The sequence below is a fragment of the Winogradskyella sp. J14-2 genome, from assembly GCF_001971725.1.
Classification (GTDB): domain Bacteria; phylum Bacteroidota; class Bacteroidia; order Flavobacteriales; family Flavobacteriaceae; genus Winogradskyella.
The window spans coordinates 973,464-998,816 of the sequence record NZ_CP019388.1 but is presented as its reverse complement, the minus strand read 5'-3'; the positions used below and the strand labels follow the sequence as shown (position 1 = coordinate 998,816).

The 25,353-nt window shown below is 34.2% G+C and carries 21 protein-coding genes; 17 read left to right on the top strand and 4 right to left on the bottom strand.

Annotated features, from left to right (window positions below; genetic code table 11):
* Window positions 1-4 precede the first annotated feature (4 nt).
* Together BWZ20_RS04690 and BWZ20_RS04685 are read right to left on the bottom strand one after the other, a co-directional pair.
* Window positions 5-3,259 carry a VCBS repeat-containing protein gene (locus tag BWZ20_RS04690; protein ID WP_076617015.1) on the bottom strand — a complete coding sequence of 1,085 codons (3,255 nt, stop codon included), beginning with the start codon at window positions 3,257-3,259 and terminating at the stop codon, window positions 5-7.
* 99 nt (window positions 3,260-3,358) lie between these two features.
* A complete protein-coding gene (locus BWZ20_RS04685) occupies window positions 3,359-4,810 on the bottom strand; it encodes a sodium:solute symporter (RefSeq protein WP_076617013.1) in 1,452 nt (483 codons plus the stop codon).
* Window positions 4,811-4,885: 75 nt separating this feature from the next.
* Between BWZ20_RS04685 and BWZ20_RS04680 the strand changes: the two genes are divergently transcribed.
* The 4 genes from BWZ20_RS04680 to BWZ20_RS04665 all read left to right on the top strand — a co-directional run bounded on the left by BWZ20_RS04680 (window position 4,886) and on the right by BWZ20_RS04665 (window position 10,652).
* Window positions 4,886-7,420: a VPS10 domain-containing protein gene (locus BWZ20_RS04680; protein ID WP_076617011.1), complete on the top strand. Its 2,535-nt coding sequence runs from the start codon at window positions 4,886-4,888 to the stop codon at window positions 7,418-7,420.
* Window positions 7,421-7,502: 82 nt separating this feature from the next.
* A complete protein-coding gene (gene recR / locus BWZ20_RS04675) occupies window positions 7,503-8,120 on the top strand; it encodes a recombination mediator RecR (RefSeq protein WP_076617008.1) in 618 nt (205 codons plus the stop codon).
* Window positions 8,121-8,127: 7 nt separating this feature from the next.
* Window positions 8,128-9,225, top strand: coding sequence for a glycosyltransferase family 2 protein (locus tag BWZ20_RS04670; protein WP_076617005.1), 1,098 nt, complete (start codon window positions 8,128-8,130; stop codon window positions 9,223-9,225).
* An 86-nt stretch (window positions 9,226-9,311) separates the two neighbouring features.
* A complete protein-coding gene (locus BWZ20_RS04665; RefSeq protein ID WP_076617002.1) occupies window positions 9,312-10,652 on the top strand; it encodes a dihydrolipoamide acetyltransferase family protein in 1,341 nt (446 codons plus the stop codon).
* 268 nt (window positions 10,653-10,920) lie between these two features.
* On the opposite strand, the gene BWZ20_RS04660 is transcribed toward BWZ20_RS04665, so the two are convergent.
* Window positions 10,921-11,538 (bottom strand): hypothetical protein, encoded by a 618-nt coding sequence (locus BWZ20_RS04660; protein ID WP_076617000.1) that lies wholly within the window; start codon window positions 11,536-11,538, stop codon window positions 10,921-10,923.
* A 180-nt stretch (window positions 11,539-11,718) separates the two neighbouring features.
* Between BWZ20_RS04660 and BWZ20_RS04655 the strand changes: the two genes are divergently transcribed.
* From BWZ20_RS04655 to BWZ20_RS04610, 10 genes are all read left to right on the top strand, one after another.
* Window positions 11,719-12,495, top strand: a complete 777-nt coding sequence (locus BWZ20_RS04655; RefSeq protein WP_076616997.1) for a 3'-5' exonuclease — start codon at window positions 11,719-11,721, stop codon at window positions 12,493-12,495.
* Between the two features lie 36 nt (window positions 12,496-12,531).
* Window positions 12,532-13,434: a carboxypeptidase-like regulatory domain-containing protein gene (locus tag BWZ20_RS04650; protein WP_076616994.1), complete on the top strand. Its 903-nt coding sequence runs from the start codon at window positions 12,532-12,534 to the stop codon at window positions 13,432-13,434.
* Window positions 13,435-13,462: 28 nt separating this feature from the next.
* Window positions 13,463-14,074 carry a fumarylacetoacetate hydrolase family protein gene (locus BWZ20_RS04645; protein ID WP_076616992.1) on the top strand — a complete coding sequence of 204 codons (612 nt, stop codon included), beginning with the start codon at window positions 13,463-13,465 and terminating at the stop codon, window positions 14,072-14,074.
* Window positions 14,075-14,416, top strand: coding sequence for an Hpt domain-containing protein (locus BWZ20_RS04640; RefSeq protein ID WP_076616989.1), 342 nt, complete (start codon window positions 14,075-14,077; stop codon window positions 14,414-14,416).
* Window positions 14,417-15,664, top strand: coding sequence for a competence/damage-inducible protein A (locus BWZ20_RS04635; RefSeq protein WP_076616986.1), 1,248 nt, complete (start codon window positions 14,417-14,419; stop codon window positions 15,662-15,664). It begins immediately after the preceding gene.
* A gap of 79 nt (window positions 15,665-15,743) precedes the next feature.
* Window positions 15,744-15,980 (top strand): 50S ribosomal protein L28, encoded by a 237-nt coding sequence (rpmB, locus tag BWZ20_RS04630; RefSeq protein ID WP_076616984.1) that lies wholly within the window; start codon window positions 15,744-15,746, stop codon window positions 15,978-15,980.
* A 25-nt stretch (window positions 15,981-16,005) separates the two neighbouring features.
* On the top strand, window positions 16,006-16,188 hold the full coding sequence (rpmG, locus tag BWZ20_RS04625; RefSeq protein WP_076616981.1) for a 50S ribosomal protein L33: 183 nt from the start codon (window positions 16,006-16,008) through the stop codon (window positions 16,186-16,188).
* 6 nt (window positions 16,189-16,194) lie between these two features.
* Window positions 16,195-16,347, top strand: a complete 153-nt coding sequence (locus BWZ20_RS04620; RefSeq protein WP_076616978.1) for a DUF4295 domain-containing protein — start codon at window positions 16,195-16,197, stop codon at window positions 16,345-16,347.
* Between the two features lie 187 nt (window positions 16,348-16,534).
* Entirely contained in the window at window positions 16,535-17,509 is a 975-nt protein-coding gene (gene ftsY / locus BWZ20_RS04615; protein ID WP_076616975.1) for a signal recognition particle-docking protein FtsY, read from the top strand.
* Window positions 17,510-17,636: 127 nt separating this feature from the next.
* A complete protein-coding gene (locus BWZ20_RS04610; RefSeq protein WP_076616972.1) occupies window positions 17,637-19,304 on the top strand; it encodes an amidase family protein in 1,668 nt (555 codons plus the stop codon).
* Here the strand turns inward: BWZ20_RS04610 and BWZ20_RS04605 are convergent.
* Window positions 19,301-20,380: a serine hydrolase domain-containing protein gene (locus BWZ20_RS04605; RefSeq protein ID WP_076616969.1), complete on the bottom strand. Its 1,080-nt coding sequence runs from the start codon at window positions 20,378-20,380 to the stop codon at window positions 19,301-19,303. The two genes, BWZ20_RS04610 and BWZ20_RS04605, sit on opposite strands and share 4 nt — an antisense overlap.
* 110 nt (window positions 20,381-20,490) lie before the next feature.
* Here BWZ20_RS04605 and rimO point away from each other — a divergent pair, with 110 nt between their 5' ends.
* The 3 genes from rimO to BWZ20_RS04590 all read left to right on the top strand — a co-directional run bounded on the left by rimO (window position 20,491) and on the right by BWZ20_RS04590 (window position 25,200).
* Window positions 20,491-21,795, top strand: a complete 1,305-nt coding sequence (rimO, locus tag BWZ20_RS04600) for a 30S ribosomal protein S12 methylthiotransferase RimO (RefSeq protein WP_076616967.1) — start codon at window positions 20,491-20,493, stop codon at window positions 21,793-21,795.
* A 487-nt stretch (window positions 21,796-22,282) separates the two neighbouring features.
* Window positions 22,283-24,463 (top strand): tetratricopeptide repeat protein, encoded by a 2,181-nt coding sequence (locus BWZ20_RS04595; protein WP_232217142.1) that lies wholly within the window; start codon window positions 22,283-22,285, stop codon window positions 24,461-24,463.
* Window positions 24,463-25,200 carry a LytR/AlgR family response regulator transcription factor gene (locus BWZ20_RS04590; protein ID WP_076616964.1) on the top strand — a complete coding sequence of 246 codons (738 nt, stop codon included), beginning with the start codon at window positions 24,463-24,465 and terminating at the stop codon, window positions 25,198-25,200. The genes BWZ20_RS04595 and BWZ20_RS04590 overlap by 1 nt, the downstream gene beginning before the upstream one ends.
* Window positions 25,201-25,353 lie beyond the last annotated feature (153 nt).

The window sequence follows — 25,353 nt, the reverse complement described above, 5'->3', positions numbered from 1 at the left end:
TTTATTATTTCGGATAGGAATATATTTTTAGCTTGTTATTATTTGCAACAATAAGTAAAACATTTTTATCTCGCATTTCAACTGTTTCAATTTGCTTAATTTGGTCATTAAAAGGTGCTATGCCTAGCTCAAATACATTTTTGAAGTTAAATAAATCTTTAACCAAGAGCCCTTTTAAAGCCATGTAAGAGCCATGATACGTATTAACTTTATAAGAGTTACCACCAACTAATAGGTGTGTGCTGCCATTAATTTTAACTTTAGAAAATGTATTAATTGGTGCTAGTTGAAAATCATTTGGAAAAGGAATAAACTCTTTAAATTGACCATTATCATTTTGTAAGTATCCTGAGGCTAAAATGTCTGCTTTGTATTGTGTTGAATTTTTTAAAAATGCATCTCCTACAATTTCTTCAATGGTTACGCCTGCAAAACTTTTGTGGTTAGTATACACTTTGTTTACTACATTCATTTGAGAAGCGAGTTCGTCCTTAGAATTTAGAGGGTAGTACTTTCCGCTTTTATTGTATGTTAAAAGTGTTTCGAAGGTTTTGTTTTTATCAAAATCGTTATGATACATCATTAATGGACCATCAAAGTTGAGACTAAATTTTGTATTAGTGCCCCAATTACCTAGAAGTATATCTTCATCGCCATCACTATCAATATCGAAAGTTGTAATTGTCTGCCACAGACCATGACTGCTTTCTGGCAGATCCAAAAGTTTTAGATTACCATTGCCATCGTTTAGATAGATTAAAGCGGTATGCCAATCTGTAGCAATTAGCAAGTCATTTATATTGTCGTTGTCAATATCTTGCCAAATGGCCTTGTTTACTTTAGAATTTACAGTGAATTTTTGATCTTTAGCAAAGTTACCTTTACCGTCATTAATTAGAATGTACGACTCAATAGTTTTTCCAAAATCTTGAACATCGCTTAAGTTGCCTACAAATAGGTCTTCATCACCATCATTATCGTAATCATAAGCTATGACGGTAGAGCTTATTAGACTATTCTCAGGAATCTTGTTTATTGATTTTACAAAAACACCATCTTCGTTGAGGTAGAGTCTATCATTTTGTAAGTTTAGGTTTTTATATTCGTTGACGCCAGATGCTACATACAAGTCTAAGTCACCATCATTATCTGCATCAAAAAAAGTAGCATCATTATCTTCAAAGTTGTAATCTTCTTCAAAGGCAGTTTGTTTAGATTCACTAAACCCTGTTCCGTTATTAAGGTATAGTGTTGCAGGTTTACCAGAAGCATTTCCGATAAAAATATCGTCATAGCCATTACCGTCTATGTCTCCTTTTGCTAAAGCTGGTCCTTGCATGGAGACTTTATAAGGGATGAGTTTTTCTTCCGCAAAATCATTGTACCGATCCTCTTGATGAGTATAGTCTAGTATTGGATCCTCCTTAAAAAAATATGATTTGGTTTTATTTTCTTTATAATTATAAAATTGACCTGTAGATGAGTAAATAATGTTTAAGGTGGTATTAATATTTAAATCTTTAATGGTTTTAAATTCATTGTTTGGCCAAATAACCTTAATTGAGTCTACTTTGACTGCATCCCCTAAGCCAAAGTGCAATTTACTATCTACAGAAGATAAAAACCCTCTTGACTTAAAGAGTTGTTTAAACTGAAGGGTGCCTTTATTGAACACTAAGACTTTTGTACCAATACCTTCTTTATTAGAACCTTTATATTCAAAATCAAAAGAAATGTAGTTTTTTGAATTGTTGGTTGTATTTTCGTAAAGTCCGGCAGTTTCTCCAAAGTTGTTTGTAACAAGATCTAGATCTCCATCTAGGTCTAGGTCTGCATAAATAGTGCCGTTAGACAACGTTGGTTGGTTTTCTATCCATAGACCTGTTTTGTTTTCAAAAGTTTTTGAATCTCCTTTAAAAATCTGGTTAGAAACCTTGCCACTGCCCATTTCGTTTACAGAATTATATAACCACTCTATGCCTTCAGACTCTGATCTACCTTTAAAAGCACTAGAAATATATTTTTTAAAATCTAAGCCGTTAGGTCGTCTTAAGATTCCATTAGAAATGAAAAGGTCTTGATGACCATCATTATTGTAATCTGCAAATAGAGGAGACCAGCTCCAGTCGGTATCTGCAACGTTGTTTATAAATGCTGCTTCTGTAAAATAGTTGCCGGCATTGTTTAGTTGAAGCATATTTCTAGAATACTGATCTTTGTATCCTAATTTGTTTAGACGTGTTTGTAGGTTAAACATAGAATCGTCTCCTTCTGTTTCCTTTATTACACGCTCATCAAAAGGCAACATATCTAAGGTTATTAGGTCTTGATAACCGTCTCCATTGATGTCGGCCGCATCACTTCCCATAGAAAACCTACTAATTGTAGTAAAAGAATTTGCTAGCTGCTCTGTAAATGTTCCGTTTTGGTTGTTAACATAAAAATAATCGTCTTCGTGAAAATCGTTACAAACGTATATGTCTTCCCAGCCATCGTTGTTAAAGTCTGCTATAGATGCACTGAGTCCATAACCATTTCCGCCACCGTAGATATTAGCTTGTTCGCTTACATCAATAAATTTACCATTATCATTTCTTAGCAAGACGTCACCAACTAAGGGTTGGCGGTTGTTTCTCATATCTGCCCTTCCGTGCGAGAGTGCGGTATGTACGGCATGATTCACTAGGTATACATCCAGATCGTCATCTTTGTCAAAATCAAAAAAATAGGCTTGTGTTGAGTGTCCTACAAAATCCAAACCAAATTCCTTAGAGCGTTCTGTAAAAGTGTTGTCACCGTTATTAATGTAAAGTTCATTATGTCCCTCAAAGTCCAATAACTTAGAAACTGCACAAATATAAATGTCTAAGAAGCCATCATTGTTTATGTCTACCATAGATACACCTGTTTGCCAACTGGCTTTACCAGAAATATTAGCTTTTTCTGAAATATCTTCGAATTTTAAGTTGCCTTTATTTAGGTAGAGTTTGTTATCTCCAGTATTTGCAACAAAATAGAGGTCAGGTAGACCGTCATTATTAATATCTCCTGTAGCTATACCACCACCGTTATAATAATAAATATAGCTTATAATATTATGCTTTGGGTCTTCGCTTACCAAATTAACGAAATCTATACCCGACTTTTGTGCGGAAGTCTTAGAAAGTAGGTATGAAACATTAGTGCTTGCGTTGTTCTTGTAATCGTCATTACAATTACATAATAATAACATCAACAAAGCAATGTAAAAGATTTTCATTAAACGTAGATGGTTAATCAACTTAACAAAAATAAGAATAATTTAACAATTGATTAACAGTTTGTTTGCTTGAGATCTAGATGTCAGGATATCAGTAGGTTAAGGTTTTGTTTTTACTTTAATTAGTAATAACCCTAAAAACATTAAAAAACCATTTAAGATTAAAATTTCGAAACCAATTTCGTAACCGTTAAAAAGTTCTTTAGAATATAAATTTAAAACGTAGGATAATGTAGGCGCTAAGATTGCAATCGCCCAAACAAGCCTATCTTTTATTTTGTATTTAGTAAACAACCCAAAAGCAAAAAGTCCTAATAATGGCCCATAGGTATAACCTGCTGCTTTAAAGAGTTCCCAAATCACAGAAACATCTTTAAAAATTAAATCAAAAAGAATTATTACAATAACCAGTATAACGCTAAAGCCTACATGCGCTTTTTTTCGTAGGCCTTTTTTAGATGCTTCGGGTTTACTTTCTATATCTAAAATATCGAAACAAAAAGCCGTAGTTAGTGATGTTAAGGCAGAGTCTGCGCTAGAATACGCAGCAGCAATTAACCCCAATAGAAAGAAAGCAGATGTAACAATGCCTATTTCTGGTAACATTGCTATAGTAGGAAATAGGTCGTCTTTACTCGCTGTAATTCCGTTTTGAGTTGCATAATCTGTAAGCATTAAGCCAAGAACAAGAAATAATAGGTTAACAAATATCAGTACCACGCTAAAGGAAAGCATGTTTTTCTGAGCGTCTTTTAAACTCTTACACGTTAAATTTTTTTGCATCATATCTTGGTCTAACCCTGTCATGGTAATGGTAATAAATATTCCAGATAAGAAGCTTTTCCAAAAATATTGAGGATCGTTACTTTCATTAAAAAAGAAAACCTTACTTAGACTACTATTATTGGTATAATTAATGACTTCAGTGATATTATTTAAGTCTAGAGCAGAAGCTAAAAAAATGATAGTTACCACAACAGAAATTAGCATAAATAAAGTCTGTAAGGTGTCTGTAAAAATTATAGTTTTAATCCCACCTTTAAAGGTGTAAAGCCAAATTAAAGCGATGGTAATAACTACGGTAATAACAAATGGAATATCAAATAAATCAAAAACCAAAAGTTGAAGAACTTTTGCAACTAAAAATAACCTAAATGCTGCACCAACAGTTCTTGAAATAAGAAAAGCTACGGATCCAGTTTTATAACTTATTTTCCCAAATCGGTCTCTAAGATAGGTATAAATAGAAGTTAAGTTTAATCTGTAATATAGCGGTAGTAAAATATATGCTATTACTAAATATCCAAAAAAATAGCCAAAGACTACTTGTAGATAACCAAACTGTTTGGTTTCTACAGCTCCAGGTACAGATATAAAGGTAACACCAGACAAAGAAGCACCAATCATGCCAAAAGCAACGAGGTACCAAGGAGCAGATTTGTTAGCCTTAAAAAAGGCAGCGTTAGAGTCTTCTTTTCCCGTAAAATAAGAGACCAATACTAAAACCGCAAAGTAACAAGCTATTAAAATTAAAATTGAAGTTGGATTCATAAATGAATTTCTTTGCTGAAAAATTTATGAAAAATAGTACATTTGAAAAAAATAGCTATTTAAAATCAAGTTTTTATGAAAAAGATATTTTTAAACGTTGCGTTGGTATTTTTTATCTTCAATGTATCAGCTCAAGATTACCGCAAGCTTATTGAAGAGGGAAATCATACTGTGCAATATATCTCTGAAGTTGCAGAACAACATTTCGATTCTGTAGGGAGAGGAAGAGGCACTGGTTTTAAGATTTTTAAAAGATGGCAGTATTTTGCAGAACGTGCCATGGATGAAACAGGGAGATTAAAATCACCTCAATTTTATTATCAAGAATTAAAAAACTACAATGCTAATACCAATGCTGAAGGCATAGCTGCTAAAACAACCGTAGGTACCTGGGAAGAAATGGGGCCAACCTACTGGGATGCTACGTCGGGATGGAATCCAGGTGTAGGCAGAATTACGTCTATGGCAATAGAAGAGTCTAATTTAAACCATATTATTGCAGGTAGTGAAACCGGTGGTGTATGGAAAAGTACTGATGGTGGTGCAACTTGGACAGTGCTTTCCGATAATTTATCTAATATTGATGTCTATGCTTTAGCAATAGAACCAACAAATAGTAATACTTATTTTTGGGGCTCAACAAGCGGTACAATTTTTAAATCGACAAATGGCGGTTCTACATGGTCACTATTAGCCGATCTCGGTGGTGGTATCGTAAACAAAATATTGATAGACCCAACAAATGCTTCGAAAATCTATGCTAGCGTGCAAGGTAACGGATTATATAAATCTACAGACGGTGGAATAACTTGGAGTTCAATATACTTTATACCACCAAACACAGGTTATGATTTTGAGTTTAAACCAGGAAACTCTAACACAGTTTATGCTTCTGGGAATGAGTTTTATGTTTCTACCGATGGAGGAAATAGTTTTACGCAAATAACAGGGACTGGTGTTAATCAATTCTCGGGCGGACCAAAAATGATTGGAGTGTCGGCAGCCAACTCTAATACTGTCTATGTTGTTGAGGCTAATGGCGGAGTTTTTGGTGGACTATACGTGTCTAATAATAGCGGAAACTCTTTTTTAAAACGAAATTTAACTCAAAACTTTTTTGGTTACGATACCAATGGTAACGATGCACTTGGTCAGGCACCAAGAGATATGGATATTACTGTTAACCCTAATGATGCCAATGACGTACATATAGCAGGTATCAATACTTGGAGATCAACAAATGGCGGAGTCAGTTTTAGCATAACCTCTCAATGGGTGCCAAGCAATGCAAATAGCTTAGGAATAGGATATTGCCATGCAGATGTAGACATACTCCATTTTGCTGGTACAGGTGCAGACGCTAAGTTATTTGTTGGTACCGATGGCGGAATTTTCCGAGCAGAAGACCCAACCAATGTAAATGCTAATTATTACACTGATTTAACACCAGGTTTAGGAATAAGACAATTCTATAAAATAGGTGTGAGCCAAACAGATCCTGTTATAGTTACTGGTGGATCTCAAGATAATGGTACATCAACATTAAGAGAAGATGGCCTCTGGACCGATTGGTTAGGTGCTGATGGAATGGAGGGATTTGTAGATAAGAATGATGCCTCTATTATGTACGGAACAACCCAGTTCGGATCACTCTACAGAACCCAATATAATGTTTTTGGTAGTAATGTAACAGGATTAACACAACCTGAAGGTAAAGGCGGCCAAAGTAACTGGAATTGGGTTGTGCCCTTTGAGCAAGATCCAATAACTCAAAATACAATATACGTAGCTTTTGACGAAGTATACAAGTCAGATGATAGTGGTGTTACTTGGGTGTCTATTTCACCGAACTTTAACGCAGATATAGACCACTTTAAGGTAGCGCCAAGTAATAACCAAGTAATGTATTGTGCAATTAATGGAGTTTTAAGATACACCACAGATGGTGGAGTTAATTGGACGGTTGCTCCCTTAAGTATCGGTACAGCTATTATTAATGAAATAGCTGTACATCCATTAGATCCAAATAAAGTTGCAGTTGCTACTACGGATAGCGAAAAAGTTTATTTGAGTACAGATGGTGGTTTAACGTGGACATCGATGCGCATGAATCTCCCTAATTTTGTCGCTCAAGCTTTGGCATGGCAAGATAACGGAGACGATGGCTTATATGTTGGGATGAACTATGGAGTGTTCTACACAGATAATACACGCACAAGATGGGTTAATTTTAGCAATGGCCTACCCAATGTTAGAATAAATGAGTTAGAAATAAATACGGTAGATAATAAAATCTATGCGGCAACTTATGGTAGAGGGTTATGGAGATCAGATGTTTACGATGCGTCATTAAGCATACAAGACTTTGAATTTAATGACTTAACATTATATCCAAATCCGGCTAAAGACCAAGTTAATCTTAAATGGAATAAACCAGAAAACGTAAGTTTAAGAATCTTCGACACCCAAGGAAAGCTTATGTTTTATGGAAAAAATATCAACTTATACAATGGGTATAAGGTTGATGTATCTTCATTTAACAACGGCATTTACTTTGTAAAATTAAATAGTAACAAAGGAGAAATCACTAAAAAGCTAATTTTAAACTAATTAAGAGATAGCCTACAACAGCCCAATTGTTAACAATCTCAATTGGGCTTTTTTTAGCACTAAAATCTGTACCTTCGTACTCATGGAATTTTCTTCAAAACTTTTAGAAAATGCAGTAAACGAAATGTCGCAATTACCTGGTGTTGGTAAGCGTACAGCATTGCGTTTAGTATTACATTTGTTAAGGCAACCAGAGCATCAAACTTTTCAGTTGGCTGACGCACTCTCTAAAGTAAGGGCAGATATTAATTTCTGTAAATCGTGTCATAACATTAGCGACAAAGAGCTTTGTGAGATATGCCAAAATCCTAATCGAAACGAAGAACTCATATGCGTTGTAGAAGATATTAGAGATGTTATGGCTATAGAGAACACAAGTTCTTTTAAAGGATTATACCATGTTTTAGGTGGGAAAATATCACCAATGGATGGTATTGGTCCTCAAGATTTAAATATTACATCGCTTGTCAACAAGGTAAAGTTGGGCACCGTTAAAGAACTTATTTTTGCTATGAGCCCAACGATGGAAGGAGATACTACCAATTTTTACATATTCAAGCAACTACAAGATTATAAGGTTAAGACCTCTACAATAGCAAGAGGTGTTGCAGCTGGTAATGAGTTAGAGTATACAGACGAAATTACATTGGGTAGAAGTATTGTAGATCGTATTCCGTTTGAGGCTTCACTTAAATCGTAATCGTATTTTGAAGCTTTCCATAGTCATACTCAACTATAATGTGCGTTACTTTTTGGAGCTTTGTCTAAGAAGTGTAGAAGCTGCCATTACAAATATTGAAGCTGAGATTATAGTTGTAGATAATCATTCGTCTGATGATAGTTGTGCTATGGTCAGATTACAGTTTCCTAATGTGAAACTGATAGAGAATAAGGAAAATCATGGCTTCTCAAAAGGTAATAACATTGGTGTAGCCCATGCCAAAGGAGATTATTTATGCATTCTTAATCCAGATACTGTAGTAGCAGAAGATACGTTTATAAAAACCTTAGCTTTTGCAGAGCAAAAATCACATCTAGGTATTGTAGGATGTCAGCTTATCGATGGAAGAGGTAATTTTCTTCCAGAAAGTAAACGTAATATCCCAACACCTAAGGTAGCACTTCAAAAACTATTAGCAAATTCAAAAAACTATTACAATACTAATTTAAAGCCTAATGATATTGGTGTTACAGCTGTACTTGTAGGAGCTTTTATGATATTAAAACGAGATGTATATAATGAAGTGGGTGGCTTTGATGAAGACTATTTTATGTACGGTGAGGATGTAGACTTATCCTATAAAGTATTAAAAGCCGGTTATAAAAATTATTTTTTTGGAGAGACAACCATCATACATTACAAAGGCGAGAGTACCCTAAAAGATAAAGTGTACGCTAAACGTTTTTATGGCGCTATGGAAATTTTTTACAAAAAGCACTTTAAAAAGCATGCTGTAATCTCTACTGTTGTTAAAGTTATATTGGGTCTAGCTTCTATGAGAAAACCTGCAAATACGTTAAGTAAAGTAATTGTAAAGGAAACTTTGGTAATATCTAATGCACCTAATAAGCAATTAAGAAATAAAATGGCGACTTCACTGTCGTTTTCAAAAGATTTAGCAGATATAACAAAAGAATCACAAATAGTCTTCGACTCAGAATTTCTAAGTTACAAAACTATCATTGAGTTTATAAAAACTAAAAATATTGGAAACCAAAACACCTATAGAATATGGGTAAAAAGTAGTAATTTTATGCTCGGAAGCGATAGTAGTACAGGTAGAGGAGAAGTCGTGAGCTTCTAATTTTTATTGAATAAAAATCAGTAAAACAGACTGTTTTTTATTAATTTTGCATTCGATTTTAAAATAAAGACCTTCAAATTATAGATATGGCAAAGTTTGAACTTAAGTTACCTAAAATGGGTGAAAGTGTTGCAGAGGCAACTATAACGTCTTGGTTAAAAGAGGTTGGCGATACAATTGAAGCTGATGAGGCCGTCTTAGAAATTGCAACCGATAAGGTAGATAGTGAAGTACCAAGTGAAGTTGATGGTGTACTACTAGAAAAACTTTTTGATGTTGATGATGTCGTACAAGTAGGTCAAACTATTGCAGTAATAGAAACTGAAGGAGGTGATAATGTTGAAGTAAAAGCACAAGCTGCTGAACCTAAACAAGAGGAAGCTCCTAAGGCAGTAGCAGAAGTAGCACAAACCGTTGTAGCTGCAAAAGAAACTACACAGCCAATAATGTCTTCGGGCGATCGTTTTTATTCTCCTTTAGTTAAAAATATAGCTAAGGAAGAAGGAATTTCTCAAGCGGAATTAGATACCATACCAGGAACAGGTAAGGATGGTCGTGTTACTAAAAATGATATTAAATCGTATTTGGAATCGCGCAGTTCCGCACCTGTAGAGGAAGTAAAATCTCAACCAGTTGTAGAACAAAAAGCAACGGTTAAAACAGAAGCTCCAAGTCAACCAAAACAAAAACCAGCTTCAACACCAGTTGTCGCTTCTGGTGATGATGAAATTATAGAAATGACCAGAATGGGTAAACTCATTTCTAAGCATATGGTAGAGTCTGTACAGACGTCTGCACACGTTCAGTCATTTATTGAAGCTGACGTAACAGAAATCTGGAATTGGAGAAACAAGCATAAAAATAGCTTTAAGAAACGCGAAGGTGAGAATTTAACCTTTACTCCAATATTCATGGAAGCCGTTGCAAAAGCGTTACGCGACTATCCTATGATGAATATTTCCGTTCAAGGTGATAGTATCATTAAAAAGAAGCATATAAATTTAGGTATGGCAGCAGCTTTACCAGATGGTAACCTTATTGTACCTGTTATAAAAGATGCAGACCAATTAAATCTTTTAGGTATGGCTAAAAAGGTCAACGATTTAGCTAATAGAGCCAGAGAAAATAAACTGAATCCAGACGATATACAAGGCGGAACATATACAGTAACCAACGTTGGTACATTTGGTAGCATCATGGGTACACCAATTATAAATCAGCCTCAGGTAGGTATATTGGCTTTAGGTGCTATAAGAAAAGTGCCAGCAGTTATAGAAACTCCTCAAGGTGATTTTATAGGTATTCGTTACAAAATGTTCATGTCGCATTCGTACGATCATCGTGTGGTCAATGGCGCATTAGGTGGGCAATTTGTTAAAGCAGTTAAAGATTATCTTGAAGCTTGGGATTCTAATAGAGAAATCTAGTCTAATTTTGTCATGCTGAACTGTCGCACTGAGCGTGTCGAAGTGTTGATTCAGCATCTCACATATCTAAAAAGAAGCACAGTTTTAGGACTGTGCTTTTTTTATGTTTTTAATTCAGTTCGTTTACCGGTTTTGGCTATGGTTTCGTTGTGGAATCATCCACAGAATTATTACGCCGAAATCCAGCCGTTTGATTTTTACTTTTATTTTGGTGTGGCACAAAACCACAATGATTTGTAGCTATTGTTGTACATAGTGCTTTTTGATTTTATGGACTTATCCAAAGAGTTATATTTTCAAGTATTGTCCATTCTTCATCAACCTTTTCAAATACTATTATGTATTCATTCTTGCAGTAGCCAAATTTTCCACAATCAACCCAATAATAGAGTGAAGCATAATTTCCATAATATTTTATTTTCGACAATCCGATTGCAAGACTATGTTTAAATTTCCGATTTATTTTTCTCCAACGTCTTTCATAAGAATTTGTTGAATTATCAAGTAGTTCTTTAAATGACTTGTTTGACAAAGAATGAACTTCTAATGATTTTATTTTTAGCGAATCTATATTTATTTTAGGATGGTTAGTAAATGAAGAATCTAAATCTGGTATTGCGTCAATTAAATCTTTATTCTTTACGCTTTTCATACTCTTTAACATCAAATGATCTTCCTTAAATTCAAATTCCAATTTTTCCATTAGAACAACTGTTTTAAATGGCTTCATTCGACTATCTCCAAAATTGTAGAATTCAATATCAGTATCGAAACTTGCAACTCCAAAATCAATAGTTTTTGAGAAGATATCATAATCATCTTTTGTGCTTTGTCCAACAACAATAAAGCAACTGAAATAGATAATCTGTAAGATGATTTTTTGCATTATGTACAATAGTTCGTGGATATGCGTCGTTTCAACACTTCGACTACGCTCAGTACAAGTAACTTATATCCAACGTTAAACGAAGTTAGTCTTTTAAATTCACAAAGTCAAGCCAGCTTTTTTAATCATTTAAAGTCTTTTATGTTAAATCTCATTACCTTTGTTTTAAAGAATACATAAATGCAACTCAACCTTAACAAACCCATCTGTTTTTTCGATTTAGAAACTACAGGAATCAATATTTCAAAAGACAGAATTGTTGAAATTTCAATATTAAAAGTTCATCCTAACGGAAAGGAAGAAACCTATACCAAATTGGTAAATCCAACCATTCCAATTCCGCCAGAAGTAACCAAAGTTCACGGAATTTCGGATGCAGATGTTGCAGACGCACCAACCTTTAAAGAAATTTCTAAAGAAGTACATAACTTAATCAAAGATTCAGATTTAGGTGGTTTCAATTCTAACCGATTCGATATTCCACTATTGGCAGAAGAAATGTTGCGTGCAGAGATTGATTTTGACATGAAAAATCGTTTAGCAGTAGACGTACAAACCATTTTTCATAAAATGGAGCAACGCACACTAAGCGCAGCCTATAAGTTTTATTGCGATAAAAATTTAGACGACGCGCACAGTGCAGAAGCAGATACCAAGGCAACGTACGAGGTTTTAAAAGCGCAGCTAGAGCGTTATGAAGAACTAGAAAATGACACCAAGTTTTTAGCAGAATTTAGCTCTCGCAAAAAGTTTGCAGATTTTGCTGGATTTTTAATTTTCAACAAAGAAGGGGAAGAATGTTTTTCTTTTGGTAAGCACAAAGGTAAACGTGTGGTAGATGTTATGGAGCAAGAGCCAGGCTATTTTGGTTGGTTGTTAAATGCAGATTTTCCGTTATATACTAAAAAAGTGTTAACTGCAATTAAGTTACGTCAGTTTAATAATAAATTGTCTTAACTTCCTGCGAAAGCAGGAATCTTATACGCTTTTTTCATGAAATTTCTATTCATCCTTATCCCATTTTTAACTTTTTCACAACAGCAAGTTGCAAAAGGCGTAGTCTTAGATAAAGTAACTAACGAGCCAATTCCTTATGTCAATATTTCTATTTTAGAATCTACAGTTGGTACCTCTAGTAATGATGACGGAAGCTTTCGTTTGGAAATTAACGAAGATGATACAAATAAAGTGGTCAGTTTATCATCATTAGGCTATGCAAGTAGCAAAATACCAGTTTCTTTATTTCTAAAGTCTGAAAAGATTTTTTTGAAACCTAAAACAGAGGTTTTAGAAGAAGTGGTCATTAAGGATAAGTTTGAGGCGAAAACTAATGTTGTAAACAAAATTGAAGATTCAGATTTATGTCACGGATATGGTTCATTAGCAGAAAACCCATGGATAATGGCTTTGTATTTTCCATACAACGAAGATTATCAAGAAACAGAATTTCTGAAGTCGGTTAAATTTCACTTTGGAAATTTTAAAAATAAAAAAGCGAAGTTTAGATTAAGGCTATTTACCATAGGAAAAGACAGTCTTCCGCATGAAGATATTTTGAAAGAGAGTGTCGTTGTAGAATTAACAAAGAAACAAAAGGAAGCTGTTGTTGATATTTCAAACTACGACATTCTCTTTCCAAGAGAAGGTTTTTACGTTGCTTTTGAATGGTTGTATATCCCTTATAATGCTGAAGAAGTAACTTTTCATTTTACCGATAAAAAAAAGAAGAAAGAAAAGCGTATCAAATATCAACCTACATTTTCAGCAACTTGTGAAAATGAAGGAGAGTATATGGTAGCATCGTATATTTCTGGTGAATGGCGTTTTTATGCGGCTAATACTTATAAAAGTGAAAAGAAGGCAGTACCAGCAATATCCTTAACTTTATCTAACTAAATCTAACCAGTCTAACAATCTAATTTTCATGAAACTCATTTGCATAGGTCGCAATTACACAGACCACATCAAAGAATTAGAAAACGAAAAACCTACAGATCCTGTGGTGTTTTTAAAACCAGATACATCAATTTTATTGAAAAAGCAACCGTTTTTTATTCCAGATTTTTCTGATGAAGTCCATCACGAAGTCGAAGTTTTGGTAAAAATTAAAAAAGTAGGCAAGTACATCGATAAGAAATTTGCTCATAAATATTACGATGAAATAGGATTGGGAATTGACTTTACGGCAAGAGATCTCCAAGCCCAATTAAAAGCAAAAGGTTTACCGTGGGAAAAAGCAAAAGCCTTTGATGGTGCTGCTGTGATAGGGAAATGGTTGCCAAAATCAAACTTCAAAAATGTAGATAACATCAATTTTAGTTTAAAAAAAAATGATGAGGTTGTGCAATCTGGTAATACAGAGCTTATGCTCTGGAAGATTGACGAACTCATAGAATATGTGTCAAAATATTTTACTTTAAAAATTGGAGATATTATCTTTACCGGAACACCTTACGGAGTTGGTAAGGTTTTTGCAAACGACGAATTAAAAGGATATATTGAAGACCAAGAAATGTTTTCAATCAAAATAAAATAAATGGCAGAACATTATAAATTAAATCGCGTACGCGAGATGGCTGATAACGACGAAGACTTCGTTATGGCTTTAGCAGCAGCCTTCATAGAAGAAGTTCCAGAAGATGCGGAGCGCTTACGAAAAGCTGTTCCAGAAGGTGATTATTACGAAACCTATCAGGCTGCTCACAAAATGAAACCAACCATAGAGTTGTTTGAATTAGGAGTTTATGATGAATTAATCGAGGTACAAGATTGGGGAAAATTTGAGCAAGCAGATAAAAATATTGATGCACAATTACAAATGGTTCTCACTGCAGTAGAGAATGCTACAAACGAAATAAAAGCAGACTTCGGATTATAAATGCAAGCAGAAATAATAACAATTGGTGATGAAATTCTCATTGGTCAGATTGTAGATACAAACTCAGCATTTTTAGGCAAGGAATTTAATAAGATAGGCATTTCGGTCTATCAAATTACTTCTGTACAAGACGATAAGGAACATATCCTTAAAGCTTTAAAAGAAGCGGAAGAAAATGCAGATATTATAATTATTACAGGTGGTTTAGGACCTACCAAAGATGATATTACCAAGCATACCATTTGCGAATACTTTGATGATACTTTGGTTGAAAATGAAGAAGTGCTAAAGCATGTAGAGCATTTATTTTCTAAGTATATCAGTACACCAATTTCAGATTTAAATCGCCAACAAGCCTTAGTGCCTTCAAAAGCAAAAGTGCTTAAAAACGAATTTGGGACAGCACCTGGAATGTGGCTAGAAAAGAATGGAAAAGTTTTTGTTTCTCTTCCTGGCGTGCCTTATGAGATGAAGGCACTAATAAAAACGGAAGTGCTTCCTGCTTTACGAGCAAAATTCAAGTTTCCATATATAAAGCATAAAACCTTATTAACCTATGGCCTAGGTGAAAGTGCTATTGCCAATAGAATAGAAGCTTGGGAAGATAATCTACCAAATTTTATTAAACTGGCTTATTTACCAAATTTAGGTAAAGTTCGCTTGCGTTTGTCTGGTAAAGCGATGGATAAGAGTGTTGTTGAAACTGAATTAGAAAAACAAATTGAATTATTAATTTCGCAAATTGAAGATATTTTTGTTGGTTTTGAAGACGATTTATCCTTGGAGGCTATCATTGGTAAGCAATTAAGTCATTTAGGAAAAACAATTTCAATTGCCGAAAGTTGTACAGGAGGGCAAATCGCAAAAGCAATTACTGCAAATGAAGGAGCTTCAAAATATTTTAAGGGTAGTATTGTAAGCTATGCCACAGATTCTAAAGTAAATATTCTAAATGTTTCAGAAGAGGATATTTCTTCAAAATCCGTAGTAAGTAAAGAGGTTGCTGAGTCTATGGCTGTTAATGTGCGAAAATTATTTGATTCGGATTACGGAATAAGTACCACAGGAAATGCAGGCCCTGCAAAGGGAGATTCTAATGCCGAGGTTGGTACTGTATGGATTGCTATTGCTTCTAAGGAAGGTGTTAAGGCAGAAGTTTTTAACTTTGGAAATCATCGCGATAAGGTAATAATGAAAGCTGCCAATAAGTCTTTTGAGATGCTACAAAAAGAAATATTAAAAAAGTAGTGCTTTATGTTTGCTGAAAGATAAAGTTTTACTAAATTTGCACCCTGTTTAAAAATAACGTACCTAAAGAAAGAATACAATGTCAAGAGTTTGTGAACTTACTGGGAAGAAAGCGATGGTTGGGAATAATGTATCTCATGCCATGAATAAAACAAAACGCAAGTTTGATGCAAACTTGATAAAAAAACGTTTTTATATTCCTGAAGAAGATAAGTGGGTAACATTAAAGGTTTCTACATCTGCGTTAAAGACTATCAATAAAATTGGTATCTCTGCAGCATTGAAAGAAGCTAAAGCAAAAGGATTTTACAAATAAAAACATTCGCTAAAGTCAATTTACAATGGCAAAAAAAGGAAATAGAATACAAGTTATCTTAGAGTGCACAGAGCACAAAGCTTCTGGTATGCCAGGAACGTCTAGATATATTACAACAAAAAATAAAAAGAATACGCCAGATCGTATGGAGATTAAGAAATTTAATCCAATACTTAAGCGTATGACAGTTCATAAAGAGATAAAATAATAAATCATGGCAAAGAAATCAGTAGCGTCTTTACAGACAGGATCAAAGCGTTTGACAAAAGCTATAAAAATGGTTAAATCACCAAAAACAGGTGCTTATATGTTCGTAGAATCAGTAATGGCACCAGAATTTGTTAATGACTTTTTAGACAAAAAATAAACCTCTTTCAGGTATAAATATACAGAACTGCTTTCATTTGAAAGCAGTTTTTTTATGTCTATATTTGGCAGGTAATGACAACTTAGCAGTTAAAAGTTAAGGGCAAGGTTATTGTTTCATAAACTGTTAAGAAAGTTTAACCAGCATGTTGCGCGTAGTCAAAAACATTACTTAACTATAAATTAAAATGAGTTTTTTTAAAAAAATATTTTCTTCCGAAAAGAAGGAAACCCTAGATAAAGGCCTTGAGAAGTCTAAATCATCGTTCTTCACAAAATTAAATAAAGCCGTAGCAGGAAAGTCTAAAGTAGATGACGACGTTTTAGATAATCTTGAAGAGGTTTTGGTTACTAGTGATGTCGGAGTTAATACAACACTAAAAGTTATAGAGCGTATTGAAGAACGCGTAGCAAGAGATAAATACTTAGGAACTTCAGAATTGAATAAAATTCTGCGCGAAGAAATCGCTGGTTTATTATCAGAAACCAATTCTGGCGAAGAAACCGATTATACAATTCCCAAATTACCAGTCCAAAATAATGGTAAAAAAACACCATATGTTCTTATGGTTGTAGGTGTTAATGGTGTTGGTAAAACAACAACTATCGGTAAGTTGGCATATCAATTTAAAAAGAAAGGGCTTAAAGTTGTACTAGGTGCGGCAGATACATTTAGAGCAGCTGCCATAGACCAATTACAAGTTTGGGCAGATAGAGTAGAAGTGCCAATGATAAAGCAAGCAATGGGTAGCGATCCTGCTTCAGTTGCTTTTGATGCGCTACAATCTGGTGTTAATCAAGAGGCTGATATTATTATAATTGATACAGCTGGCCGTTTACACAATAAAGTCAACTTAATGAACGAGCTTTCTAAAGTAAAACGTGTGATGCAAAAGGTAGTTGGTGATGCACCACATGATGTACTTTTGGTTTTAGATGGCTCAACCGGCCAAAATGCTTTTGAGCAAGCCAAGCAGTTTACAGCAGCTACAGAGGTAACCTCTTTAGCAGTGACTAAATTAGACGGAACTGCAAAAGGAGGCGTTGTTATTGGTATTAGTGACCAATTTAAAATTCCTGTAAAATACATTGGAGTAGGCGAAGGTATTGAAGATTTGCAGGTATTTAATAAGTATGAGTTTGTAGACTCGTTTTTTAAATAATAATTAGAGTTTGTTATGCTGAACTTGCTTCAGCATCTCATATGCTAAAATATTAAGACCTTATTGGAGTAAAAACCAATGAGGTTTTTTATTCTTGGTTTTCGTATTTTTATAAAAAATACTTACCATGCGCTACATTCTTTTTTTATCAATTGTCCTTTTTGTTTTTTCGTGTAAAGATGATAAATCTCGAGAAGCACGAGAGCCAATTTCAAAATCTGAAACTACGGTAACTACTGCGAAAGAGCGCTCTGAGTTAGATGCCATCTCTACCAAGGATTTTGCAGAATTTAAGGTATTAGATTCAAAAAATCTAACTAAAGCAGAGATTTGGGCAGAAATCAGTCCTCAGATGCAAGACTTTACTGAAGCTGATTATAAACGCTTAAAGCCTTTGGTTTTAGAAAAGGATATTCAGTTTTTGCAAGAACAAATTGCAAATGAAAAGCTGACCTATTTAGAATTAACTGCATTCTACTTGTATCGTATCCGTAAGTTTGATCGTGAAAATAAGTTATCACTTAATTCAGTAATTTCTATTAATCCAAACGTCTTAAAAGAAGCACAGATTTTAGATGATCGTCAAGATTGGGATGTACACCCAATTTATGGCATACCAATACTATTAAAGGATAATATTAATGCTAAAGGAATGGCAACCACGGCAGGTGCAATGGCGTTAAAAGATAATGTTACTGATGATGCGTTTATTGTTAAACAATTAAGGTTAAAAGGTGCTTTAATTTTGGGCAAAGCAAATCTTAGCGAGTGGGCGTATTTCTTTTGTGGCGAGTGTCCTAGTGGATATTCTGCAATTGGTGGCCAAACGTTAAATCCTTACGGGAGACGCACAATAGATACAGGCGGTTCGAGCTCTGGTAGTGCAGTAGCAGTATCAGCTAATTTTGCTGCAGTAACCATTGGTAGTGAAACCGCAGGTTCTATATTATCGCCTGCAAGTCAGAATTCTGTAGTAGGTTTAAAACCTACAGTTGGTTTGGTAAGTCGTAGTGGTATTGTGCCAATTTCTTCAACTTTAGATACTGCAGGTCCAATTACCAGAACGGTAACAGATAATGCCATAGTTTTAGATGCAATATACGGAGAAGACAAATCTGATTCTAAATCCATCTATGCGTTATGGGAGCCTGGTTTTTACACTAAGGGTTTAAAGAATGTAAGTATAAGCGGTAAGCGCTTTGGTGCACCAAAACGTTTGTTAGAGGATTCGTTGTACGCAAAAGCTCTAGATGTTTTAAAGCAACAAGGTGCCGAAATTATTGAGATAGATGAAATGCAATTAGGTTTACCGAACTTTATAAATCTTCTTAATCTCGATATGAAAAAGGATTTGCCAGCGTACATTGATACATATGCCAATAAAAATATTCCAATTAGATCAGTTTCTGATGTTATAGAATTCAATCTAAAGGATTCTATTAAAACCATGCCTTATGGACAAAGTTTATTTAAAGGCATTGTTACAGATAATGGTGATACTGAATACTTAGCGCGCATTAAAGACACTTTAAGTCGAAATGGTAAACAGTATTTTGATGTACCAATGCAGAAACACAATCTGGATGGATTCTTATCGATAAACAATTACCACGCTGCTTTTGCTGCTGTTGCAGAATATCCAGCTATTACAGTGCCAATGGGTTATACAGATAAAGGTGTACCAAAAGGACTAACGTTTATAGCTAAAAGACTTCAAGAAAAACAATTACTAGAGTGGGCTTATGTATATGAGCAAGCTTCTAAAGCACGAGTAGCACCAAAAGACTATAATTAATTAGTTAAAGCATTAATTTTTTCCCATAATTCATTATCAAAATTTGAGAGTGCAAAGTTTTCATCATCGGCAGCGTCTCCCATTCTAATAATCACAAGTTTCTTGCTTGGGACCACATAAATTTTTTGGTCATTTTTTCCTAATGCGGCATACATATCAGATGGTGCACTGGGTATAGGTTCTCCTTCAAATACAATTTGTGTTTGCGGTAATCTGTAAGACGATTTACCGTTTAACCACCACATATATCCATAGGATAAATTGAGATTTTGAGACGTGTTTGTGGCATCATTTAAATAAGCTTCTGGTATAATTTGCTGGTCTTCCCATTTGCCGTTTGCATAAGTTAATAATCCAAAACGCGCCATGCTTCGGGTGTTACTCCAGTATACGTTAAAATCGGCACTCTCTAGCCAAGCACCTGTCATACCAATTTTGTTCTTTAGTTTGGTGTTAAAATAACTGTTCCATGTTGTGTTGCTGGCAGCTGCTACAACATCCTGCAATTTTTTATACACATTGTGATAGGCCCAACGTGTGCCAGCGTCTGCTATATATAGTAGATTTTCAGGTTCTACGTCATTACCCTCGCTATCATCTAAACCAGAAGACATTGATAATAAATGCTTACAGGTAATTAGATTTTCTTTTTCTAAAGGAGCACTTGTCCATCCTATGTTTAAATAATCAGAGACTTTATCATTTGTATCTAATAAACCTTCATCCTCGGCAATACCAGTTATGGCAGTAGTCAATGTTTTTCCTGCGCTTGCCCAATACCAAGGAGAAGTTGCTGTATGGTTATTAAAGTAGGCTTCTACTACGATTTTACCATTGTGGAGTATCATAAAACTTTTACTGTTTTTTTCGTCTAAAAAGTCTAATAGTGGTTGGAGTTCGTTCTCATTCCAGTTCAATTCTGAAATTGTTTTGGTTTCCCAAGTGTCAGAATTTAAAGGAGGAAAATAAATAGTATCATTTATTGGTGGGTCTGATTGTGGTTGGTCATCAGCAGAAGCACAAGTTATACAAAGGATTGCGACAATTAAGACTGTTGCAAGCGGATGATTTTTCATCATTAAGTTTTTAGTTTAGACTGTTAAATATACAAAAGGTTTAAAAGCCAAAGTGAACACAATTAGAAATCATAAATCATTATGTATCTTTGCGCACTGATTTATAGAACATGCGGACTAAAACTTTAAAGAAAAATAGAATCAACGTAGTAACGCTTGGCTGTAGTAAAAATGTTTACGATAGCGAAGTGTTAATGGGGCAGCTAAAAGCGAGTGGTAAAGATGTGGTACACGAGCAAGACGGTAATGTTGTGGTGATTAACACCTGTGGTTTTATTAATAATGCAAAGGAAGAAAGCGTAAACACCATTTTAGAGTTTATGCAAAAAAAGGAAGCTGGAGAAGTTGATAAGGTTTTTGTTACAGGCTGTTTAAGCGAGCGCTATAAACCCGATTTACAAAAAGAAATCCCAAACGTAGATCAGTATTTTGGTACTACAGAGCTCCCAAGTTTACTTAAAGCCTTGGGTGCCGATTATAAGCACGAACTTATAGGCGAACGCTTAACCACAACACCAAAAAACTATGCGTATTTAAAAATTGCCGAAGGTTGCGACAGACCATGTAGTTTTTGTGCTATTCCGCTAATGCGTGGTAAACACAAAAGTACACCAATAGAAGATTTGGTGGTTGAAGCCGAAAAATTGGCTGCCAATGGTGTAAAAGAATTGATTCTTATTGCACAAGATTTAACCTATTATGGCCTAGATTTATACAAAAAACGAAATCTCGCTGAATTACTTGAAAATCTTGTAAAAGTTGATGGTATTGAGTGGATTCGACTGCATTATGCCTTCCCAACAGGGTTTCCGATGGATGTGTTAGATATTATGAAACGCGAACCTAAAATTTGCAACTACCTTGATATACCGTTGCAACACATTTCAGATGCAATTTTGAAAAGTATGCGTCGTGGCACTACCCAAGAAAAAACAACAAAACTGTTGAAAGCATTTAGGGCAAAAGTGCCTGAAATGACCATAAGAACCACTTTAATTGTTGGCTATCCTGGTGAAACCGAAGAAGATTTCCAAACATTAAAGCAATGGGTGAAAGACATGCGTTTTGAGCGTTTGGGCTGTTTTACCTATTCGCACGAGGAAAATACACATGCATTCAATCTAGAGGATGATGTACCCGAAGATGTGAAAATGCAGCGCGCTAACGAGATTATGGAAATTCAATCCCAAATTTCGTGGGAACTCAACCAAGCCAAAATAGGCCAAGAATTTAAAGTAGTAATAGATCGAAAGGAAGGCAATTATTTTGTGGGTCGTACAGAATTTGATTCGCCAGATGTGGATAACGAGGTATTGATTGATGCTACCAATACATACCTTAAAACAGGTGAATTTACAACTGTTAAGGTCATTGAAGCTGAGGATTTTGATTTGTATGGTGAGGTTGTATCTTAGGGCATAGACACTTTTGGTCTGTTTTTTCTATACCATTTTACAAACTTATATATTAGAAGTAGTGTCATGCTGTGCGTAATTAAGCTTTTGTAGCGACTTGCAACTGGTAGTCTGCAGCCTAATCCAGCGCAAGGCACCACAAAACTGGTTGTCATAAACTCTATGACTTTTTAAAATTACGGTTCTATTTTATTGAAAAGAAAAATACGATATGGACAATAAGTGGACATCATATTTATCTTTAAGGACATTGAGTGGACATAATAGGTGGTGCAAATAAAAACTGCCTAATAATCAATCACGGATATTAACTCTAGGGCAACGCATATGGGTTTAAAGACTACAGAAAAAGATTCCCTGTGTTTTACAGAATTACATATTAGTATTTTGATTTTTTATATTAATTTAATTGTTACTTAGCTAAAATTATACCTGTTTACTTTTCATGATGAGGATTATACAGCGTATTTAATTATGTATTGAACTCATGAAAAGCATATACTTTTTAATTACTATTGTACTTTTACCACTGGCTGGGTTTTCACAAAATGCTAAAATTGATAGTCTTAAGTTAGAGTTGCAAAATCATAAAAAAAAGGATACGGTTAGAGTGACACTCTTGTATGATTTGGCATTCTCTCTTTATCAGAAAGATGCAGGCCTCACAAATACTTACATAAAAGAGGCAGAAGCGCTCTCAAATAAGCTAAACTACCGAAAAGGAAAAGCTGATATCTTATCCTTAAAAGGTATTATGGCGAGTAGAACATCTCATTATCATCAAAGTTTAGTTTATTTTCAAAAATCCTTAGAATTATTTAAAGATTTAAACGATAGAAAAGGTATAGCCTCTTCTTACAATTCTATTGGTGTTAACTTCTTACTGCAATCTAAAAATATCGAAGCTTTAGATAATTTAAAAAAAGCGATAGCTATTTATGAAGGCTTGGGAGCACAAGAACAATTGGTGGCCGGATATCTAAATATAGGAAATATCTATGCTAAAACAGGTAAGTATAAAGAAGCCATTTCATACTATGAAAAGACACTAAAGCTAAGTAAAGCCATTAATCACGAATATGGTATACCCTACACCCTAAATGGTTTAGGACATATTTATAGCGAACAAGGAAATCATTATAAAGCTATGGATTATTACCATCAGTCATTACTTTACAAAGAAAAGCTGAGTGACACTATAGGCATGTCAAAAACATTAAATAGTCTAGGTAATAGCTATAGATCTCTTGGAAAGCTTGATAAATCCCTAGAATATCATAAAAAATCAACCCAACTAGCAGAAGTTATTGGAAACAAAGACCTTATTGCAGTAAACAAAGGTAACATAGGTCATATTTATACAGAAAAGAAGGACTATAACAAAGCACTAGAATATATTAACGAATCTCTGAAATTAAGCAGAGAAATTGGAGACCTAGGACAAATTTCTAATTGTTTGTACAGTATTGGCGAAATTAATTTATTACTCAAACAACCAGAAAAAGCGCGTAAGAGTTTTGAAAAATCTACTGAAATAAGCTTACAAAACGATAACCAATATTCATTAGCTGCTAATTATTTAGGTATTGCTGAGTCTTATTACGATGAAAAAGCGTACCAAAAAGCGCTTTCCTATACGTTGAAGGGAAAGCGTATAGCTGACGACTTGAATCTCCTTGAAGCAAAAAGCAAAGTTTCAGAAATGCTTTCGAGTATTTATGAAAATCTAGGTAATTATGAGCAATCACTAAAAGAACATCAAAATTTCAAAAAGCTTAATGATAGTCTTTTCAACGAAGAAAACATTAAGAAAATGACCGAATTGGAATACGAATATAAATACAAACAACAATTAGATTCCTTAAGTATAAATGAATTAAAACTAACAAAAACGGTGTTAACTACATCACAGGATTTAGAAAAAACACAACGGAATTTATTTTTAGGGATTATCGGATTTTTAGCCACAGCCATAATTTTAGGCGGTATTATCTTCTTTTTAAAATTAAGACATGAAAAGGCAAAAACACTTAATGCTGTTATAGAACAAAAATTGTTGCGTTCACAAATGACACCACATTTCATCTTTAATTCACTTTCTGTTTTGCAAGGCATGATATTAAATAAAGAAGACAAAAAATCGGTTTTTTACCTTTCAAAATTTTCAAAATTATTGCGGATTACTCTAGAAAATTCAAGAGATAAGTTAGTGCCTCTAAATCAAGAATTAGAAGCGGTAAATAATTATTTAGAACTCCAAAATCTCGAAGCCAGCCAATCTTATGATTATACTATTTTAGTAGATCAAAATATAGACGAAACGTTATACAAGATACCGCCAATGCTTATTCAGCCTTTTATTGAAAATGCCGTTGAGCATGCGTTTGAAGACCGAAAGGACAATAGAAAAATAGATATTCAGCTTAAAAATATTGATGATAAATTGGTTTGTACCATTACAGATAACGGTATTGGTATAGATACACCAAATGGTCATAAAAGAAAAGATAAAAAGTCGTTAGCAACAACGATAACTTCAGAGCGATTAAAAATGTTGTCTAAAGATTTAGATATTAATGGTTCAGTACATATAGAAGACAGAAAACACTATAATGAACAAGGTACCATAGTAACATTGGTAATCCCTTACAAAAAAGAAGTCGCCTAATGCAATCAATCATAGTAGAAGATAAAGCCTATATAAGAAAAGGATTACTTAATCTTTTAGAACTCATTGATACAGATGTAAAAGTAGTAGGTGAGTGCGAATCTGTAAAAGAAGCAGTTATTGTAGCCAATGCTTGCAAGCCAGAACTTATTTTCTTGGATATTAACCTAATTGATGGCGATGCATTTGAATTTTTAGAACAAACACAACACCTTAATTTTAAAGTCATTTTTATTACGGCTTACGAAGCGTTTGCTTTAAAGGCTCTAAAAATGGGTGCTGTGGATTACCTTTTAAAACCTGTTGATATAGAAGAGTTAAAAGTAGCGCTCAATAAAGTGAAACAGTTAACCGTTATTGAACAAAAGGAGCAGATTAATGTTGCAAAACAAGTTTGGAACACACAAGGTAATCAACTAATATTATCACTTCAAGATAGTTTTCAGGTTGTGGATTTAGATGCGTTAATGTATTGCGAGTCTGATAAAGGATACACCACGTTTTATTGCAATAATGGTAAAAAGTATTTGATTTCAAAAACATTAAAAGTATTTGAAGCGCGTTTAAACGATGCTAATTTTATAAGGCCACACCAATCGTTTATGGTGAATCTAAAATTCATAGATAAATATGATAAATCTGGAGTGATTCATCTTAAGAACGGTAAAAAAATTCCTGTGTCTTCCCGTAAAAAAGATCAGTTTGTGTCCGCTTTTCTAAATCGAAATTCAGACTAAAATAACTGCTCTTTTTGAGTATTCAATTGATTTGTAACATCAGTTTGAGTGTTCCGTCAGTAAATGTTTGGGATATATCAATAACTAGTTGACATGCGATATACATAGTTTCACGAATATTTTCTACACTATCACGCTTATTGATTAATAAGT

Coding starts and splice junctions, on each gene's coding strand:
- BWZ20_RS04690 (WP_076617015.1), bottom strand. CDS start 3,259: ATGAAAATCTTTTACATTGCTTTGTTGATGTTATTATTATGTAATTGT.
- BWZ20_RS04685 (WP_076617013.1), bottom strand. CDS start 4,810: ATGAATCCAACTTCAATTTTAATTTTAATAGCTTGTTACTTTGCGGTT.
- BWZ20_RS04680 (WP_076617011.1), top strand. CDS start 4,886: ATGAAAAAGATATTTTTAAACGTTGCGTTGGTATTTTTTATCTTCAAT.
- recR (WP_076617008.1), top strand. CDS start 7,503: ATGGAATTTTCTTCAAAACTTTTAGAAAATGCAGTAAACGAAATGTCG.
- BWZ20_RS04665 (WP_076617002.1), top strand. CDS start 9,312: ATGGCAAAGTTTGAACTTAAGTTACCTAAAATGGGTGAAAGTGTTGCA.
- BWZ20_RS04660 (WP_076617000.1), bottom strand. CDS start 11,538: ATGCAAAAAATCATCTTACAGATTATCTATTTCAGTTGCTTTATTGTT.
- BWZ20_RS04655 (WP_076616997.1), top strand. CDS start 11,719: ATGCAACTCAACCTTAACAAACCCATCTGTTTTTTCGATTTAGAAACT.
- BWZ20_RS04650 (WP_076616994.1), top strand. CDS start 12,532: ATGAAATTTCTATTCATCCTTATCCCATTTTTAACTTTTTCACAACAG.
- BWZ20_RS04645 (WP_076616992.1), top strand. CDS start 13,463: ATGAAACTCATTTGCATAGGTCGCAATTACACAGACCACATCAAAGAA.
- BWZ20_RS04640 (WP_076616989.1), top strand. CDS start 14,075: ATGGCAGAACATTATAAATTAAATCGCGTACGCGAGATGGCTGATAAC.
- BWZ20_RS04635 (WP_076616986.1), top strand. CDS start 14,417: ATGCAAGCAGAAATAATAACAATTGGTGATGAAATTCTCATTGGTCAG.
- rpmB (WP_076616984.1), top strand. CDS start 15,744: ATGTCAAGAGTTTGTGAACTTACTGGGAAGAAAGCGATGGTTGGGAAT.
- rpmG (WP_076616981.1), top strand. CDS start 16,006: ATGGCAAAAAAAGGAAATAGAATACAAGTTATCTTAGAGTGCACAGAG.
- BWZ20_RS04620 (WP_076616978.1), top strand. CDS start 16,195: ATGGCAAAGAAATCAGTAGCGTCTTTACAGACAGGATCAAAGCGTTTG.
- ftsY (WP_076616975.1), top strand. CDS start 16,535: ATGAGTTTTTTTAAAAAAATATTTTCTTCCGAAAAGAAGGAAACCCTA.
- BWZ20_RS04610 (WP_076616972.1), top strand. CDS start 17,637: ATGCGCTACATTCTTTTTTTATCAATTGTCCTTTTTGTTTTTTCGTGT.
- BWZ20_RS04605 (WP_076616969.1), bottom strand. CDS start 20,380: ATGAAAAATCATCCGCTTGCAACAGTCTTAATTGTCGCAATCCTTTGT.
- rimO (WP_076616967.1), top strand. CDS start 20,491: ATGCGGACTAAAACTTTAAAGAAAAATAGAATCAACGTAGTAACGCTT.
- BWZ20_RS04595 (WP_232217142.1), top strand. CDS start 22,283: ATGAAAAGCATATACTTTTTAATTACTATTGTACTTTTACCACTGGCT.
- BWZ20_RS04590 (WP_076616964.1), top strand. CDS start 24,463: ATGCAATCAATCATAGTAGAAGATAAAGCCTATATAAGAAAAGGATTA.